This window comes from Streptomyces sp. NPDC086554 (genome assembly GCF_040686095.1).
GTDB lineage: Bacteria > Actinomycetota > Actinomycetes > Streptomycetales > Streptomycetaceae > Streptomyces.
This window is the reverse complement of the sequence record NZ_JBFBJK010000016.1, coordinates 1-15,808: the sequence shown is the minus strand read 5'-3', so window position 1 is coordinate 15,808 and position 15,808 is coordinate 1. Positions and strand designations below refer to the sequence as shown.

The 15,808-nt window shown below is 68.4% G+C and carries 14 protein-coding genes, 1 rRNA gene and 1 riboswitch; of the genes, 3 read left to right on the top strand and 12 right to left on the bottom strand.

Annotation, left to right across the window (positions count from 1 at the left end; translation table 11 throughout):
• The first annotated feature begins 446 nt into the window (after nucleotides 1–446).
• Together AB0O76_RS25575 and AB0O76_RS25570 are read left to right on the top strand one after the other, a co-directional pair.
• Nucleotides 447–1,031, top strand: a complete 585-nt coding sequence (locus AB0O76_RS25575; protein WP_365495665.1) for a hypothetical protein — start codon at nucleotides 447–449, stop codon at nucleotides 1,029–1,031.
• Between the two features lie 315 nt (nucleotides 1,032–1,346).
• Nucleotides 1,347–1,553 carry a DUF5999 family protein gene (locus AB0O76_RS25570; RefSeq protein WP_280922834.1) on the top strand — a complete coding sequence of 69 codons (207 nt, stop codon included), beginning with the start codon at nucleotides 1,347–1,349 and terminating at the stop codon, nucleotides 1,551–1,553.
• Nucleotides 1,554–1,638: 85 nt separating this feature from the next.
• Here the strand turns inward: AB0O76_RS25570 and gcvP are convergent, their stop codons facing one another.
• On the bottom strand, nucleotides 1,639–4,527 hold the full coding sequence (gene gcvP / locus AB0O76_RS25565; protein WP_365495662.1) for an aminomethyl-transferring glycine dehydrogenase: 2,889 nt from the start codon (nucleotides 4,525–4,527) through the stop codon (nucleotides 1,639–1,641).
• Between the two features lie 195 nt (nucleotides 4,528–4,722).
• A riboswitch (glycine riboswitch) is annotated at nucleotides 4,723–4,820 on the bottom strand.
• A gap of 143 nt (nucleotides 4,821–4,963) precedes the next feature.
• Between gcvP and AB0O76_RS25560 the strand changes: the two genes are divergently transcribed.
• On the top strand, nucleotides 4,964–5,335 hold the full coding sequence (locus tag AB0O76_RS25560) for a PRC-barrel domain-containing protein (protein WP_365495659.1): 372 nt from the start codon (nucleotides 4,964–4,966) through the stop codon (nucleotides 5,333–5,335).
• Nucleotides 5,336–5,563: 228 nt separating this feature from the next.
• Here the strand turns inward: AB0O76_RS25560 and AB0O76_RS25555 are convergent, their stop codons facing one another.
• The 11 genes from AB0O76_RS25555 to rrf form a co-directional block, all read right to left on the bottom strand.
• A complete protein-coding gene (locus AB0O76_RS25555) occupies nucleotides 5,564–6,967 on the bottom strand; it encodes a DNA polymerase IV (protein WP_365495656.1) in 1,404 nt (467 codons plus the stop codon).
• 83 nt (nucleotides 6,968–7,050) lie between these two features.
• The gene (locus AB0O76_RS25550) at nucleotides 7,051–7,674 is read right to left on the bottom strand and encodes a MerR family transcriptional regulator (protein ID WP_365495653.1); all 624 of its coding nucleotides are present in this window, start codon (nucleotides 7,672–7,674) and stop codon (nucleotides 7,051–7,053) included.
• A 172-nt stretch (nucleotides 7,675–7,846) separates the two neighbouring features.
• Nucleotides 7,847–8,320: a bifunctional nuclease family protein gene (locus AB0O76_RS25545; RefSeq protein WP_006123076.1), complete on the bottom strand. Its 474-nt coding sequence runs from the start codon at nucleotides 8,318–8,320 to the stop codon at nucleotides 7,847–7,849.
• A 53-nt stretch (nucleotides 8,321–8,373) separates the two neighbouring features.
• On the bottom strand, nucleotides 8,374–9,117 hold the full coding sequence (locus AB0O76_RS25540) for a MerR family transcriptional regulator (RefSeq protein WP_365495650.1): 744 nt from the start codon (nucleotides 9,115–9,117) through the stop codon (nucleotides 8,374–8,376).
• A 16-nt stretch (nucleotides 9,118–9,133) separates the two neighbouring features.
• The gene (locus AB0O76_RS25535; RefSeq protein ID WP_365495967.1) at nucleotides 9,134–10,102 is read right to left on the bottom strand and encodes an FHA domain-containing protein; all 969 of its coding nucleotides are present in this window, start codon (nucleotides 10,100–10,102) and stop codon (nucleotides 9,134–9,136) included.
• Between the two features lie 82 nt (nucleotides 10,103–10,184).
• A complete protein-coding gene (locus tag AB0O76_RS25530; RefSeq protein ID WP_365495647.1) occupies nucleotides 10,185–11,024 on the bottom strand; it encodes a DUF881 domain-containing protein in 840 nt (279 codons plus the stop codon).
• A 5-nt stretch (nucleotides 11,025–11,029) separates the two neighbouring features.
• Complete coding sequence (locus AB0O76_RS25525; protein WP_030794354.1) at nucleotides 11,030–11,362, bottom strand: small basic family protein; 333 nt, start codon at nucleotides 11,360–11,362, stop codon at nucleotides 11,030–11,032.
• Nucleotides 11,362–12,258, bottom strand: coding sequence for a DUF881 domain-containing protein (locus AB0O76_RS25520; protein WP_365495644.1), 897 nt, complete (start codon nucleotides 12,256–12,258; stop codon nucleotides 11,362–11,364). The genes AB0O76_RS25525 and AB0O76_RS25520 overlap by 1 nt, the downstream gene beginning before the upstream one ends.
• 89 nt (nucleotides 12,259–12,347) lie before the next feature.
• Nucleotides 12,348–14,843 carry a mannose-1-phosphate guanyltransferase gene (locus AB0O76_RS25515; RefSeq protein WP_365495641.1) on the bottom strand — a complete coding sequence of 832 codons (2,496 nt, stop codon included), beginning with the start codon at nucleotides 14,841–14,843 and terminating at the stop codon, nucleotides 12,348–12,350.
• A 113-nt stretch (nucleotides 14,844–14,956) separates the two neighbouring features.
• Complete coding sequence (locus AB0O76_RS25510; RefSeq protein WP_135335514.1) at nucleotides 14,957–15,565, bottom strand: CDP-alcohol phosphatidyltransferase family protein; 609 nt, start codon at nucleotides 15,563–15,565, stop codon at nucleotides 14,957–14,959.
• Between the two features lie 149 nt (nucleotides 15,566–15,714).
• Nucleotides 15,715–15,808 (bottom strand): 5S ribosomal RNA (gene rrf, locus AB0O76_RS25505); the annotation flags it as partial.

Below are 15,808 nucleotides of genomic sequence, written 5' to 3'. Positions count from 1 at the left end.
GCTGCGGTGTCTCGCAGGATGATGCCCTGCAATGTGATCGATAACGCCCCGCACATGCCCCCGTCCCAGTACGCTCGACGAGGGTCGTCACACGGCACATTCGCGAGGCATGACGCACACCAGAAAATCGACGCACCCATATCTGGTGAAAAACACCGACGAGAATCGGCCGTCCGCTGCACAGAAGTGAGCCGAGGTCAGAAGGACCACCCGCATACGGAATCGGGATGAAGCCCGCAAAAGGGCGACCGACAATCGACTTGCGAGCAATATTGGGCGCGGTTAGACGAAACACCGTCTGAACACGTGTCGTATAAACTCCGCGAACGAGGCAGAGAGTTGGCGCTCGCGGTCCCCTGCCCCCGCCCCTCTGGCCCAGAGCAGACAGCGTCGTCCGCACCTGCCCTCGATCCACCGTGCCTGTCGAATGAGAGAGGCGACCCACCATGCCGCTGCAAGTCCCCCCGGCTCCCGCGCCCGCCCTGCGCAGCGTCCTCGCGGCACTCGGTTCCCCCACGGCCGTACGCGAAGCCCGCACCCCGTCCCTGCGTTCCGCCCAGGGACCCGTGACCCCCGAACTTCCGCTGCCCGTCCACGTCCTGGATCGGATCACCCCGTCGGGCAGCACGCCCACCCGGCTCGCGGGATGGCGTTTCCTGATCCGCTGCGGCGAGCGAGCGGTCGCCGCGGCCGACACGATGCTCACACCGGACGGGTGGACGTTCTCGCACTTCTTCGAGGGCCCGTACATCGCGGCCACCGAGCGCGCCCTGCGCCACGCCGAGAAGATGCCCCTGTCGTACCAGCCACGCCTGTTGTCCGTGCCCGAGCTGTACATGCTCACGCTCTGGCTGCACGGCGACTGCACGGCCGACGGCGCGGGCGGCCATCTCTCGGCCACCGACATCCTCGTACCGCTGGCGCCCGCGCCGCCCGGCATCGCGGCCCACCGCCCGCACCACGCCGCCGAACTGCTCAAGGTCCTCACCCACCGCCTGACCCCCGCGCCGCTGCTCGGCTCACCCGCCTGACGCCGCCGCATCTCCCGTGCCCCGCCGCCCGACCGGCCGCGGGGCACGGCGCTGCCCGCTGCCCGCTGCCCATACGGACTAGCCCGGTATGACCACCCCGAACCACCCGAAGAGACAGTGCAGTTGGGCTGAACCGTCCGGGCGGGTGATACGTCATTAAGCAGTAAGGAGCGCTGCCGTTAAATCCCTGCGGATTGGCGCCCGTAGGGCAACACTGGGATCGGACCGACTAATACACGGGGGGCGGTCATGAACACCGCATCGAGCCGCAGGACAGACGTCACAGCCATCACATCGCAGCGAAAGAACCCTTCCATGTGCCAGCACCAACCACCGTGCCCGACAGCCGACTCCGCCGACCGGGAAGCCGCGCTCCTCATGGCGAGCCACCCGGAGCAGGGCTGGAGCCTGCTGTGCAACGGCGTCCTCCTCTTCGAGGACACCGGTGAGCTGCTGCCGGACGGCCAGATCATCGCCCCGCACCGACCGCTGGGCACCGACGAGATCATGACGGCCGCCTGACGCGGCGGCGCCACGGCACGGATGACAAAGGGGCCGACCCGGAGAAACAACCTCCGGACCGGCCCCGACGCATGTGCTGGACGTATCAGTCCTCGTACGCATCCAGCGGCGGGCAGGAGCAGACCAGGTTCCGGTCGCCGTACGCCTGGTCGATGCGGCGCACCGGCGGCCAGTACTTGTCGGCCGCGACGACACCAGCCGGGAAGACGGCCTCCTCGCGGCTGTAGCCGTGCTCCCACTCGCCGCCCAGCGCGGCGGCGGTGTGCGGCGCGTTGCGCAGCGGGTTGTCGTCGGCGGACCACTCGCCGCCGCCGACCTTCTCGATCTCCCCGCGAATGGCGATCATCGCCTCGCAGAACCGGTCGATCTCGACCAGGTCCTCGCTCTCCGTCGGCTCGATCATCAGCGTCCCTGCGACCGGGAACGACATGGTCGGCGCGTGGAAGCCGTAGTCGATGAGCCGCTTGGCGATGTCGTCGACGCTGACGCCGGTCTCCTTGGAGAGCGGCCGCAGATCGATGATGCACTCGTGCGCGACGAGGCCGCCGGGGCCGGTGTAGAGCACCGGGTAGTGCGGCTCCAGGCGCTTGGCGATGTAGTTCGCGGAGAGCACCGCGACCTGCGTGGCGCGCTTGAGGCCCTCGCCGCCCATGAGGCGTACGTACGCCCAGGAGATCGGCAGGATCCCTGCGGAGCCCCACGGCGCGGCGGAGATCGGTCCGACACCCGTCTCGGGGCCCGCCGCGGGCTGCATCGGGTGGTTGGGCAGGTACGGCGCGAGGTGCTCGCGCACACCGACCGGACCGACGCCGGGGCCACCGCCGCCGTGCGGGATGCAGAAGGTCTTGTGCAGGTTCAGGTGCGAGACGTCACCGCCGAACTTGCCGGGCTGGGCGAGGCCCACCAGGGCGTTCAGGTTGGCGCCGTCGACGTAGACCTGGCCGCCCGCCTCGTGCACCTGGGCGCAGATGTCGGCGACGTGCTCCTCGAAGACACCGTGCGTCGACGGGTACGTGATCATCAGCACCGCCAGCTCGTCGCGGTGCTTCTCGATCTTGGCGCGCAGGTCCTCGACGTCGATCTCACCGTCGTCGGCGGTCTTCACGACGACGACCTTCATGCCGGCCATCACGGCGCTTGCGGCGTTGGTGCCGTGCGCGGAGGACGGGATGAGGCAGACGGTGCGCTGCTCGTCGCCGTTGGCTCGGTGGTAGCCGCGTACGGCGAGCAGTCCGGCCAGCTCGCCCTGCGAACCGGCGTTGGGCTGCAGCGAGACCTTGTCGTACCCGGTGACCTCGGCGAGCCGCTCCTCCAGCTCACGGATGAGCGTGAGGTAGCCCTGCGCCTGCTGGGCGGGCGCGAAGGGGTGCAGCTGCCCGAACTCGGGCCAGGTGACGGGCTCCATCTCGGTGGTCGCGTTGAGCTTCATGGTGCAGGAGCCCAGCGGGATCATGCCGCGGTCGAGCGCGTAGTCGCGGTCGGCCAGCTTGCGCAGGTAGCGCAGCATCGCGGTCTCGGAGCGGTACTGGTGGAAGACCGGGTGCGTCAGGTACTCGTCGGAGCGCAGCAGACCGGCGGGCAGCGTGTCATCGGCGGCCGCGTCGAGCGCCTCGATGTCCGCCTCGACCCCGAACGCGGTCCAGATCGCGGTCAGCTGCTTGCGCGTGGTGGTCTCGTCGCAGGCCAGCGAGACGTGGTCGGCGTCGACCTGGTGGATGTTGGCGCCACCCTCGCGGGCCGCGGAGACGAGCTCCTCGGCCTTGCCCGGCACGCGCACGGTCAGCGTGTCGAAGTACGCGCCGTGCACGACCTCGACCCCGCCCGCGGTGAGGCCGGCGGCCAGCAGCGTCGCGTAGCGGTGGGTGCGCCGCGCGATGGACCTGAGGCCCTCGGGCCCGTGGTAGACCGCGTACATCCCGGCCATGACGGCGAGCAGCACCTGTGCCGTACAGATGTTGCTGGTCGCCTTCTCACGGCGGATGTGCTGCTCACGGGTCTGCAGCGCGAGCCGGTAGGCCTTGTTGCCGTCGGCGTCGACGGAGACACCGACGAGCCGGCCCGGCAGGCTGCGGGCGAACTTCTCGCGCACCGCCATGTAACCGGCGTGCGGCCCGCCGAAGCCCATCGGAACACCGAACCGCTGCGTCGTACCGACCGCGATGTCCGCACCGAGCTCACCGGGCGAGGTGAGCAGCGTCAGGGCGAGCAGATCGGCCGCGACGGAGACGACGGCACCCAGCTCGTGCGCCTGCTCGATGACCGCCTTGATGTCGCGTACGACACCGGAGGCGCCCGGGTACTGGATCAGTACGCCGACGACACCGCGCTCGGCGACCTCGGCCGGGATGCCGTCGCTCAGATCGGCGACGACGATCTCGACGCCGGTCGGCTCGGCACGGGTCTGCATCACGGCGATGGTCTGCGGCAGCGCATCGGCGTCAACGACGAAAACACCGTCCTTGACCTTGCTCATGCGTCGCGAGAGGGCCATGGCCTCGGCCGCGGCGGTCCCCTCGTCGAGCAGGGAGGCACCGGAGGTGGGCAGTCCGGTCAGTTCGGCGACGACCGTCTGGAAGTTGAGCAGCGCCTCGAGGCGCCCCTGGGAGATCTCGGGCTGGTAGGGCGTGTAGGCCGTGTACCAGGCAGGGTTCTCCATGACGTTCCGCAGGATGACGGGCGGTGTGAAGGTCCCGTAGTAACCGAGCCCGATCATGGAATCGAGCACCTGGTTCCGATCGGCCAGGGAACGCAGCTCGGCCAGAACCTCGGCCTCGGTGCGCGCTCCGGGCAGATTCAGTGCCTCGGCGTTCTTGATCACATCCGGCACCGCGGCGGCGGTCAGCTCGTCGAGCGAGCCGTAGCCGACCTGCGCGAGCATCTTGGCCCGTGCTTCGGCATCGGGGCCGATGTGCCGCTGCTCAAAGGGAATGCCCTGCTCAAGCTGTGAGAGCGGGATGCGAGGGGTGGCGGTCATTGCGGAGGCCTCCTGGTCTGACGCGACCTGCGAGGGGCACCACGGCACGGGTACCCGGACGGCCTCCCCCTCTGTCATCTCAACCTGAGAGCTTCACCGGGGAGCACCCATGAAGGAGCCGTCCCGGCTTTCACCGTCGGTGAGGAAGGGTTCCGAACGTGCCCGCCCGACGCCCGCCCTGCTTTCCAGAGTGACCTCGTCCGTGCGGTACAGGTGCCTGAGAGATTCCGGGGAGGAGTTGCTCCTTCGGCGCCTCCGGTGTCTCCACCGGAGAGCTCTCCCGCACGGGGTCAGCAGCCACCGCCAGCCTACCAGCGAGGACCGCGCCCCATCCCTCGAGTGGCCGCCCGCCCCGATGTGCTCTTTCGTAGTGATTACAAGCGAATAATGATGAGTTACGCGCCATTTCGACAAACTGCGACCAGTTGGAGGGCCCGTGCAGACCGACATCGATCCGCGCAACCTGATCGGCCGCAAGGCGTTCGACCGGGACGGGGCCAAGATCGGCACGATCGACGAGGTCTACCTCGACGATGCCACCGGCGCCCCGGAGTGGGCCGCCATACGCACGGGCCTCTTCAGCCGTGACGCGTTCGTCCCCCTGGAACCCAGCGAGGTCACCGGCGAGGGCAACCTGCGCATCCCCTTCGAACGCTCGCTGATCAAGGACGCCCCCGACTTCGGCGTAGGCCGCCATCTCTCCCCCGAACAGGAACTCCAGCTCTACCACCACTACGGCCTGGACATCGCACCCCCACCCCCACCCGACCAGGACTTCGGCAACATCACAGACCAGGAAGACCCCTAAGCCCTGGGCCCTACCCGAGGCCGGTCACCTCCATCACCCGCAGCTCTCCTCCCAAGCCGACCGCCAAGGTCCCGCGCAGACACACCACACCCCTCCCCCACCCAAGCCAGCCATCCCAGTTGCGGGCAGGCGTTCCACACACCTCCCCACCCAAGCCAGCCGCCCTAGTTGTGAGCAGGCGTTCCGCAAGGCGGAACGGGTGGGCACAACGCCAACCGCCGGGCGCCGCTACCCCAAGGGGCACGGCCAGGCGCCCTCCCCCGGCGGAGCCACCAGCGGCAACGGCTCCGCCGCCGACAACTCCGGATCATCGACCCGAAACGTCCGCACCCGCCCCGGCGCCGACCCCGGAGTCTCGAACCGCACCGTCACCCGCCCGAGCCCACTCCCCTGCACCCACCCCGCCCCGTACACGGCATGCCGCACATCGTGCCCAGCAGCCCACCGCCGCGCCCCGAGCGGCACCTCCTCGACCGACGGCTCCTCGACCTCCTCCGCGCCCACCGCCTCCTCCGGAACCGCCCCCGCAGCCTCGCCCGCCCCCCGCTCAAGGCCCTCGGCCCGAGCCTGCGCGAAGAGATCCTCCTGCGTGTAGTCCGCAAGCCCCGTGACCCCCACCCCGAGGAGCCGCACACCCCCCGTGGTGTCCACGGACTCCAGCAGCCGCGCCGCGGCCTCCCGCACCACCCCAGGGTCGTCCGTGGGCCCCCGCAGCGTCTCGGACCGCGTCAGCGTCGAGAAGTCGAACCGCCGCACCTTCAGGACGATCGTCCGCCCCGAGTGCCCAGCCGCCCGCAGCCGCTCCACACACCGGTCGGCAAGCCGCGCCACCTCGCCCCTCACCCGTACCCGGTCGTGAATGTCCACGTCGTACGTGTCCTCGACGCTGACCGACTTGGACTCCCGCTCCGCCACCACGGGCCGCTCGTCCCGCGCCAGCGCCATCGCGTACAGCGCGCTCCCGTGCAACTTCCCGAGGAGCCGTACGAGCTCGTCCTCGCCCGCCTCCGCGATCTCCCCCACCGTCGTGATCCCGCCCCGCCGCAGATGATCCCCGGTGGCAGGACCGACCCCGGGCAGCGTCCGCACCGACATCGGCGCGAGCAGCTCCCGCTCGGTCCCCGGAACTATCAGCCGCAGACCATCGGGCTTGGCCTCCTCCGAGGCGATCTTCGCCAGCATCTTGGACGCGGCGAGCCCGACCGACCCCGGGAGTCCGGTCACCGTCTTGATGTCGGCGCGCAACCGCTCACCCACGGCAAGCGCCGACGCCTGGTCGTCGGCCACGCCCCCCGCCTCCAGGTCGACAAAGGCCTCGTCCAGGCTGAGCGGCTCCACCAGCGGCGACAGCTCACGCAGCAGCGCCATCACCTGCTCGCTGATCTCCCGGTAGAGCCCGAAGCGCGGCACCAGATAGGCGGCATTCGGCGCGAGGCGGCGCGCCTGCCCCATGGGCATCGCCGAGTGCACACCGAGCTTCCGCGCCTCGTACGAGGCCGTGGCCACCACACCCCGCGGCCCGAGCCCGCCCACCACCACGGCCTTCCCGCGCAGACTCGGCTTCGCGGCCTGCTCGGCAGACGCGTAGAAGGCATCCATGTCGAGATGCAGAATCGTGGGCGCGGTTCTCACACCTCTGATGCTGCCCTACGCCACTGACAACGCCCCGAAACCGCCACCCCGAGCCCCGACCCTGCCGCGACGCCGCAGCCGCGTCACACGGCCCTGTTGCGCCGCCTCGCGAGCTCATCGGCGGGGTTCTGACGCAGCAGCGTCTCCCCGGTGTCGATGCGCTCCCCGTGCAGCTGCGAGAGCGCCGCTTCCACATCCCGCCACACGACGCCCACGGCGATACCGAAGACCCCCTGCCCGCCCTGGAGCAGATCGTGGACCTCGTCGGGGGACGTGCACTCGTAGACCGTCGCGCCGTCGCTCATGAGCGTCATCCGCTCCAGATCCCGGAATCCGCGGTCGCGCAGATGCTGGACCGTGGTCCGGATGTTCTGCAGGGACACCCCGGTGTCCAGGAACCGCTTCACGATCTTCAGGACGACGACGTCCCGGAAGCTGTAGAGCCGCTGGGTCCCCGACCCGCCCGCGGACCGCACACTGGGCTCGACGAGCCCCGTACGGGCCCAGTAGTCGAGCTGGCGATACGTGATACCGGCGGCCGCGCACGCGGTCGGCCCTCGATACCCGATCCGTTCCTGTTCGGTCTGTCCGGACGTTGCGTCCCCGCTCCCCTGAACCGCCATCGGCCGCTTCGGAGAGTGATCGGCCGTGCTGCCGTGAAGCGGATACGGTCCGCCCATCGCCGTACCGTCGCCGCTGCTTCTCACGCCGACCTCCGTCCTTGACCTGCCTTCCCGACGGTAGGCAGTCACCAGGGGCTCGTCAACGATCGCCACACTCGGCACGCCGAGTGATAATCACCCTAAGAGTGGTTTGCCGCGCCTCGCCGCCGGGAAAGGCTGGCCGAATGGTCCGTCGGGACCCTCCGGAGGCATCGGTTCACTGGCTATTGGTGCCGAAGTCCTCGGGCGAGATCTGGTCGAGGAACTCGCGGAACTTCTCCACCTCGTCCTCCTGCTCGTCCGGAATGGCGATGCCGGCGTCGTCGAGGACCCCGTCACTGCCGTAGATCGGCGTACCGGTGCGCAGCGCAAGCGCTATGGCATCGGACGGCCGGGCGCTCACCTCGACCCCACTGGCGAAGACCAGCTCCGCGTAGAAGACCCCCTCGCGGAGGTCCGTGATGCGCACCTCGGTGAGCTCCTGACCCACCGCCTCCAGCACGTCCTTGAACAGGTCGTGGGTCAGCGGCCGTGCGGGCGCCATCCCCTGCTGTGCGAAGGCGATCGCGGTCGCCTCCCCTGGTCCGATCCAGATGGGGAGGTACCGATCGCCTCCCACTTCACGCAGGAGCACGATCGGTTGGTTGGAGGGCATTTCGACCCGGACACCTACGACGTCGAGCTCGTTCACACAGCAACCCTAGGACGTGCCCGGCAGGTTTGGGTAGTCGGGCACCCCCTGAGTCAGGGCAACCGCACCCCGAGAGCGGTCTGAACCAGTGCAGAGTGCAGCTTTCCGGTGAGCCCCGCCAGTTCCTTCGTACGGGCTTCCGCATGGGCCCTGGTCTGCGGATTACGATGCCTCCGCAGGGGCGCCACGACCTGGTCGACAAGGCCGGCCTCGCGTTCGGCGGCGGCTTTCATTGCCCGCAGATGGCGCGGTTCGATGCCGAACCGGCCGAGTTCGACCACCAGGGCGGCGACCGTCACGGCCTCGGCGTCGTAACCACCGTCCGGCAGCGGCGCGATGAGCCCGTACGTCTCCCACTCGGCGAGCTGCTCCGCGTCGATCTCGGCCGCCGCGATCAGCTCGGCCCGGCCCACCCGGGCCGCGCTGGGCCCCTCGGCCTCGCCGGGGCCCCAGGCGTCGCCGGGCTCCCTCGGCTGCCCCAGGGAGGGCAGCGGGGCGGCCTCTCCGCGCTCCAGGGCGTCCAGGTGCTCCCGGATGACCTTGAGCGGCAGATAGTGGTCCCGCTGCATCCTCAGGACGTGACCGAGCCGCTCGACGTCCTGCGGGCCGAACTTCCGGTATCCGGACGGCGTGCGCTCGGGCTCGATGAGCCCTTCCGACTCCAGGAAGCGGATCTTGGAGATCGTGACCTCGGGAAATTCGTCACGCAGCGCGTTCAGGACGGCGCCGATGCTCATCAACCGACGGTCCTCGGCGGCGGTGCCGTTCCCGGCACCGCCCCTCGGTGTTTGAAGCATGGACCTTCCTGACGGGTCAGATGCCGACGCTCCGCTGGCTCGCGTAGAAGACCAGCCGGTACTTACCGATCTGCACCTCGTCGCCGTTCGACAGCGCGACGGAGTCGATGCGCTCCCGGTTGACGTACGTGCCGTTGAGGCTGCCCACGTCCGCGACGGTGAACGAACCGTCCTGGAGGCGACGGAACTCCACGTGACGGCGCGACACGGTCACGTCGTCCAGGAAGATGTCGCTCTGCGGGTGACGCCCCGCCGTGGTCAGCTCGCCGTCCAGAAGGAAGCGGCTGCCCGAGTTCGGACCGCGGCGCACCACGAGGAGCGCCGAGCCGAGCGGCAACGCGTCGACGGCAGCCTGGGCCTCCGGCGAGAGAGCGGGCGAGGCGGTCTGCCCCGTCGCCTCCGCGTCATAGGCCTCGAGGCCCGAGATGGAGATCGTCGAGGTCGTCTCGGACGGACGCTCCGGCGCGGCCCCGGCCCGCAGCGGCGCGCCGCAGTTGGAGCAGAACCGGCTCGCATCGGCGTTGCGGTTCCCGCACCTCGTACACACCAGGGCCATGGACGGATCCTCCTGCCGCGGCTGCCCCGCGGGGGCATTGGACGCGTACGGGTCGGGGGTAAACCCTCCACCCGTACTTGAGGTTGACGGTTCTCCGAAACCTATGCGGCCTTGACCGGCAGGGTCAACAGACGACGCGCCCTGTCCGCCCGAAATGTCACCGCCAGGACCACCGACCTGATCACGGAACATCGGGCGCTCGCCGCCCTGGCCCTCGGCGTCTCCATGGCGCGGCGCACGGTGGCGGGCAGTGGCGGGATTGCCGCTGTCCTCACGCGAGCGCTTGCCGAACAACTTCTCAAACAACTTCACGGGCGATTCCCCTTGACCGAAACAGACCCGCCCGTGGGGCAGGACGAACCCTGATTGCACACACCGGCGTACATCGGCGTACCAGACATCCTCACAACGTCCGTACCCGCCAAACAGTTTCCACCACGCACCACGCTTACAGTGCGCCGACCCCCCGCAACCTCATGCCCTCCGTGGACGGCCCCCATGCGCCCCCGCCTCACTGGGAGGACGACCGAGCGTAGTCAGGCCGCTTCGCGGGTCGCAAGGCGTCCACCACGACCTTCTCCGCGCGCGCCACGGTGACGGTGGCCTGCTCCTTCTCCAGAGTCTGCACCACCCCACCAGGGATGTTGAGCGCCGGCTCGAGGTCCTGCGGCTTGCCGATCACCTTGAAGCGGTAGGGCTTGCCGACCTTGCGACCGTCCACGCGTACGCCACCGTCCGTGTCCGACAGGTAGGTGCTTGCCACCACCCGCACATCATTGATCTGGATGGCCTCGGCCCCCGCAGCGCGCAGCTCCTGAATGGCGTCGAGCAGCATGTCCGCCTCAACCGACCCCTTCTTGTCATCGATGGTCAGCGTGATGCCAGGACCCTGCGCGGCCACGGTGCCCGCCAGAATGCCGAGTTGTCTTTCCTTCTCGACCGTCTGCTTGCGGGCCTCCTCGGCCTGGTCCGAGCTGTTCTCGAGCCCGGTGCGCTGATCCTCCAGACGCTGCTTCTCATCTTCCAGACGCTGCGTACGGTCATCCAGTTCATCGAGGATGCGTACGAGATCTTCCTGACGTGCTCCGCGCAGTGCGCTGCTGTCGTTGTTGGAGCGCACCTGGATGGCCAGACCGAGGCCCAGCACGAACAGCAGCAGGGCGACGATGAGTTGGGGGCGCGTGACACGCGGCGGCCACAGCCCCTCCAGCAACCGCTGACGGCCGGTCAGCGGCTGCTGCTCGTCCTGCACGGGCGCGGCGCTGTCCGCCGGCTCGACGGGGGCACTCTGCACCTCGGCGGGCAGTTCCCTGCGCCGGTTGTCGTTCCCGGGCGTCTCGTCCGTGGCCATCGGCGTCACGCCCGGAAGATGTGTCGGCGGATGGCGGCGGCGTTGGAGAAGATCCGGATGCCGAGCACCACGACGACGCCGGTGGACAGCTGGGCGCCCACGCCCAACTTGTCGCCCAGGAAGACGATCAGCGCGGCCACCACGACGTTCGAGAGGAACGAGACCACGAAGACCTTGTCGTCGAAGATCCCGTCGAGCATCGCGCGCAGGCCTCCGAACACCGCGTCGAGCGCGGCGACGACGGCGATCGGAAGGTACGGCTCGACCACCGCCGGAACCTCGGGCCGGACCAACAATCCGGCCACGACTCCCACGACGAGGCCCAGTACGGCGATCACTATGTGCCCTTTCCTGCCTTCGGCTCTGCTGTACGTACGGTCACACTCGGTGCTGCCGGCAGCCGGACCGCTTCCTGCACGGAAATGCTGGTCCTGACCCCGAAGTTCTCCTGCAGAGCATGCAGATACTGACCGTCGCGACTGTTCTGGAATCTCGTGCTCAACCGCTGCCCGTCCCCCACGGCAAGCACCGTATAGGGCGGCACCAGCGGCTTGTTGTCGACCAGTATCGCGTCACCCGCGGCCCTGATCGCCGACAGTGCGGTCAGCCGCTGGTCGTTGATGGCGATCGCCTCCGCGCCCGACTGCCACAGGCCGTTGACCACCCGCTGCATGTCGCGGTCCCGCACCCGTCCGGTGTCGGAGAACCCGCTGCTCTCCCGCGGTCCGCCACCACCCTGATCGGCTGCCTTGGCGTCGTCCACGACAAGCTTCACGCCCGGCCCCTGCACCTCCGTCGCACCGGAAAGCAGAGCCACCAACTCGCCCTGGCTTCCACCGTGCTTCTTCAGCGCCTCACGCTGCCGCTCGCTCACGTCATCGCGGAGCGTCTCGACGTCCTCTTCCAGCGCGTCCGCGTCCGAAGTCGCCGACTCGATGCGGTCGATGAGCTCCGCGCGCTCCTTGGCGACGACCGGAGCCGCTATCCGCGCCTGCGCGGCTCCCACGGTCACCACCAGGGCGGCGAGTACGAGCCCGAGTGCGAGCCCGAGCTTGGCGCGCAGCGGCCGCGGAACGCCGGCGTCGCCCTTCTCCTTCTTCCGGGCCGCCGCCTCCGCGTATCCCTCGTCCAGGCTGTGGTCCATGACGGTGGTGAGCAGCGACATGGAGGCGTCCGGGCGCCGGGGGCGCGAGGGGGTGCTCCGAACGGGGGGCTGCTGCGGCATGCCGCACATCGTCGCACGTCGCGGGCGTTACCTCCGAATGGCCCCACCGGCGTGCCGGACGGCGCCGCTGCCGGGCGCCGTCCGGCCCTCGCCCACGGTCAGCGACCCGCGCTGTCCACCACGGCGGACCATTCGTCGAGCAGTGCCTGCGCGGACGCGTCATCGGGCCCCTCGGCCCACAGATGAGTGACCGCCTCGGCGGGATCGGGCAGCACAAGCACCCAGCGCCCGTCGGTCTCCACGACCCGCACACCGTCGGTCGTGTCCACCGAACGCTCCCCCGCGGCCTCCACCACGCGACGCATCACCAGGCCCTTGACCGCCCACGGAGTCGCGAGGTCATGCCGCAGCACATGGGCTCGCGGAATCCGCGCGTCGATCTGGCTGAGCGTGAGCTGCGTCCGCGCCACAAGCCCGATGAGCCGTACGAACGCCGCCGTACCGTCGAAGACGCTGCTGAACTCAGGGATGATGAAGCCACCGCGGCCGTCGCCCCCGAAGATGGTCGACTCGTCGCGCCCCACCCGCGTCAGATCGTCCGGCGATGTCGTCGTCCAGTCGACCTGCGTACCGTGGTACGCGGCCACCTGCTCGGCGATGCGCGTCGTCGTCACCGGAAGGGCCACGCGCCCGCTGCGCCGCTCGGCGGCGACCAGATCGAGCATGACGAGCAGCGCCCGGTCGTCCTCGACGATCCGCCCCTTCTCGTCGACGAGCGAAAGACGCTCGCCCACCGGATCGAAGCGCACCCCGAACGCGGCCCGCGCCGACGCCACGATCTCGCCGAGCCGCACAAGCCCCGACCTGCGCGCCTCGTAGGACTCGGTCGGACGTGACTCGTCGAGACCCGGGTTGATGGTGAGCGCATCGACACCGAGCCGCCCGAGAAGACTCGGCAGCACGAGGCCCGCGCTGCCGTTGGACGCGTCGACGACCACCTTCAGCTCGGACTCGGCCACACCCGTGGTGTCGATGTTGCGCAGCAGAGAGCCGGTGTAGGAGTCGAAGACACTCGACGGGAAATGCAGGTCCCCGATCTCGCCGGGAAACGCACGCCGGTACTCCTGACGCGCGTACACACGGTCCAGCTTCCGCTGACTCCCCTGCGACAGGTCCGCACCGCGCCCGTCGAAGAACATGATGTCGACGGAGTCCGGCACCCCTGGGGTTGTCCGGATCATGATCCCGCCGGCACTGCCCCGCGCGGTCTGCTGCCGCGCCACCGGCAACGGCACATTCTCCAGATCGCGTACGTCGATGGCGCTGGCCTGCAGGGCCGAGATCACCGCTCGCTTCAGCGCACGCGCGCCTCGCGAATGGTCACGCGCGGTCGTGACGGTCGAGCCCTTCTTGAGGGTCGTGGCGTACGCCCCCGCCAGCCGCACCGCGAGCTCCGGGGTGATCTCCACATTCAGGATCCCGGACACCCCGCGCGCACCGAACAGATGCGCCTGGCCCCGCGACTCCCAGATGACGGACGTGTTGACGAAGGCGCCGGCCTCGATCGTCTTGAACGGGTAGACACGGACGTTGCCCTGGATGATCGATTCTTCACCGACCAGGCACTCGTCACCGATGACCGCACCGTCCTCGATACGGGCGGCCCGCATGATGTCGGTGTTCTTCCCGATCACACAGCCCCGCAAGTTGCTGTGCTCGCCGATGTAGACGTTGTCGTGAACGACGGCCTTGTGCAGAAACGCCCCGGTCTTGACCACGACGTTCGAGCCGATGACGGTGTGCTCGCGAATCTCCGCGCCAGCCTCGACCTTGGCGTAGTCCCCGATGTACAGCGGCCCGCGCAGCACGGCGTCGGGGTGTACCTCGGCCCCTTCGGCGACCCACACACCGGGCGAGATCTCGAAGCCGTCGAGCTCGACGTCGACCTTGCGCTCCAGTACGTCGGCCTGGGCCTTGCCGTAGCTCTCGTGCGTGCCGACGTCCTCCCAGTACCCCTCGGCGACATACCCGTAGATGGGCTTGCCCTCCTTCATGAGCTGAGGGAAGACATCGCCGGACCAGTCCACCGACACATCTGCCTCGACGTAGTCGAAGACCTCGGGCTCCATCACATAGATGCCCGTATTCACCGTGTCCGAGAAGACTTGCCCCCAGGTCGGCTTCTCGAGGAAGCGCTCGACCTTTCCTTCTTCGTCCACGATGGTGATGCCGAATTCCAGCGGATTGGGAACACGCGTCAGACAGACGGTGACAAGTGCGCCCTTTTCCTTATGGAAGTTGATGAGCTCGGTGAGGTCGAAATCAGTGAGAGCATCACCGGAGATCACGAGGAATGCATCGTCCTTCAGCGCTTCCTCAGCGTTCTTCACACTCCCAGCAGTGCCGAGTGGCTTCTCCTCATTGGCATAGGTGAGCTCCATCCCGAGCTCTTCACCATCGCCGAAGTAGTTCTTGACCAGAGAGGCCAGGAACTGGACTGTCACTACGGTCTCGGTGAGCCCATGCCGCTTGAGCAGCCGCAGCACATGCTCCATGATCGGCCTATTGGCCACGGGCAGGAGCGGCTTGGGCATGCTCGAGGTCATGGGGCGAAGGCGAGTGCCTTCGCCTCCGGCCATTACGACGGCCTTCATGTCGGAAGCGTCCTCCTCAATAGACGACGATCTAGCCGACTTAGCCCGCCCAGATTGGCCCGCATATGTCAGTTACGGGCCTGCAAGCCTCTGCAGCTGCCGAATCGGCAAGCTCAATCGGCCGTGGCGTCCGCCCGGACAAGTCTGCGGACCTGAACCACGTAGAGGATCCCTGCCCACCAGTACAGCGTTGTACCCCATCCGGCGAACGCCCATCCGAAAATAGCAGCGAGAGTGTTGATCCAGCCACTTCCATCACTGAGAAGCAGTAGTGGAAAGGCGTACATCAGGTTGAAGGTGGCGGCCTTGCCGAGGAAGTTCACCTGGGGCGGCGGATAGCCGTGCCGCCTGAGGATCCCGACCATCACCAGCAGAACCAGCTCGCGCAGGAGCAGCACCGCGGTCAGCCACAGCGGAAGAATCTCCCGCCACGTGAGTCCGACCAAAGTGGACAAAATATAGAGCCGGTCAGCAGCCGGGTCGAGCAGTCGCCCGAGGTTGCTGATCTGGTTCCAGCGGCGGGCCAACTTGCCGTCGAGATAGTCGCTGATGCCGCTCAGCATCAGCACCAACAGCGCCCAGTGGTCACTCTTGGGGCCACCGAACTCCGGCCTGAGGATCAACCACAGGAAGAGGGGTACGCCGACGAGGCGCGCCATGCTGAGGATGTTCGGGATGGTGAGGACTCGGTCCGTCTGGACACGTGTCTCCTGGACCTCCACCCGGGGGCCTCCTGTGGGAAACGAGCCGATGATGCCCCCTGACCTTACCCTCAGTTGTCAGCCGCCGATGCAGAGGGGTAGCCGGCAGCGGAAAAACAAAAAAGCCGTGGCCCCTGGAATTAAATCCAGAGACCACGGCTATAAAAGAAGTTCGGCGGCGTCCTACTCTCCCACAGGGTCCCCCCTGCAGTACCATCGGCGCTGTGAGGCTTAGCTTCCGGGTTCGGAATGTAACCGGGCGTT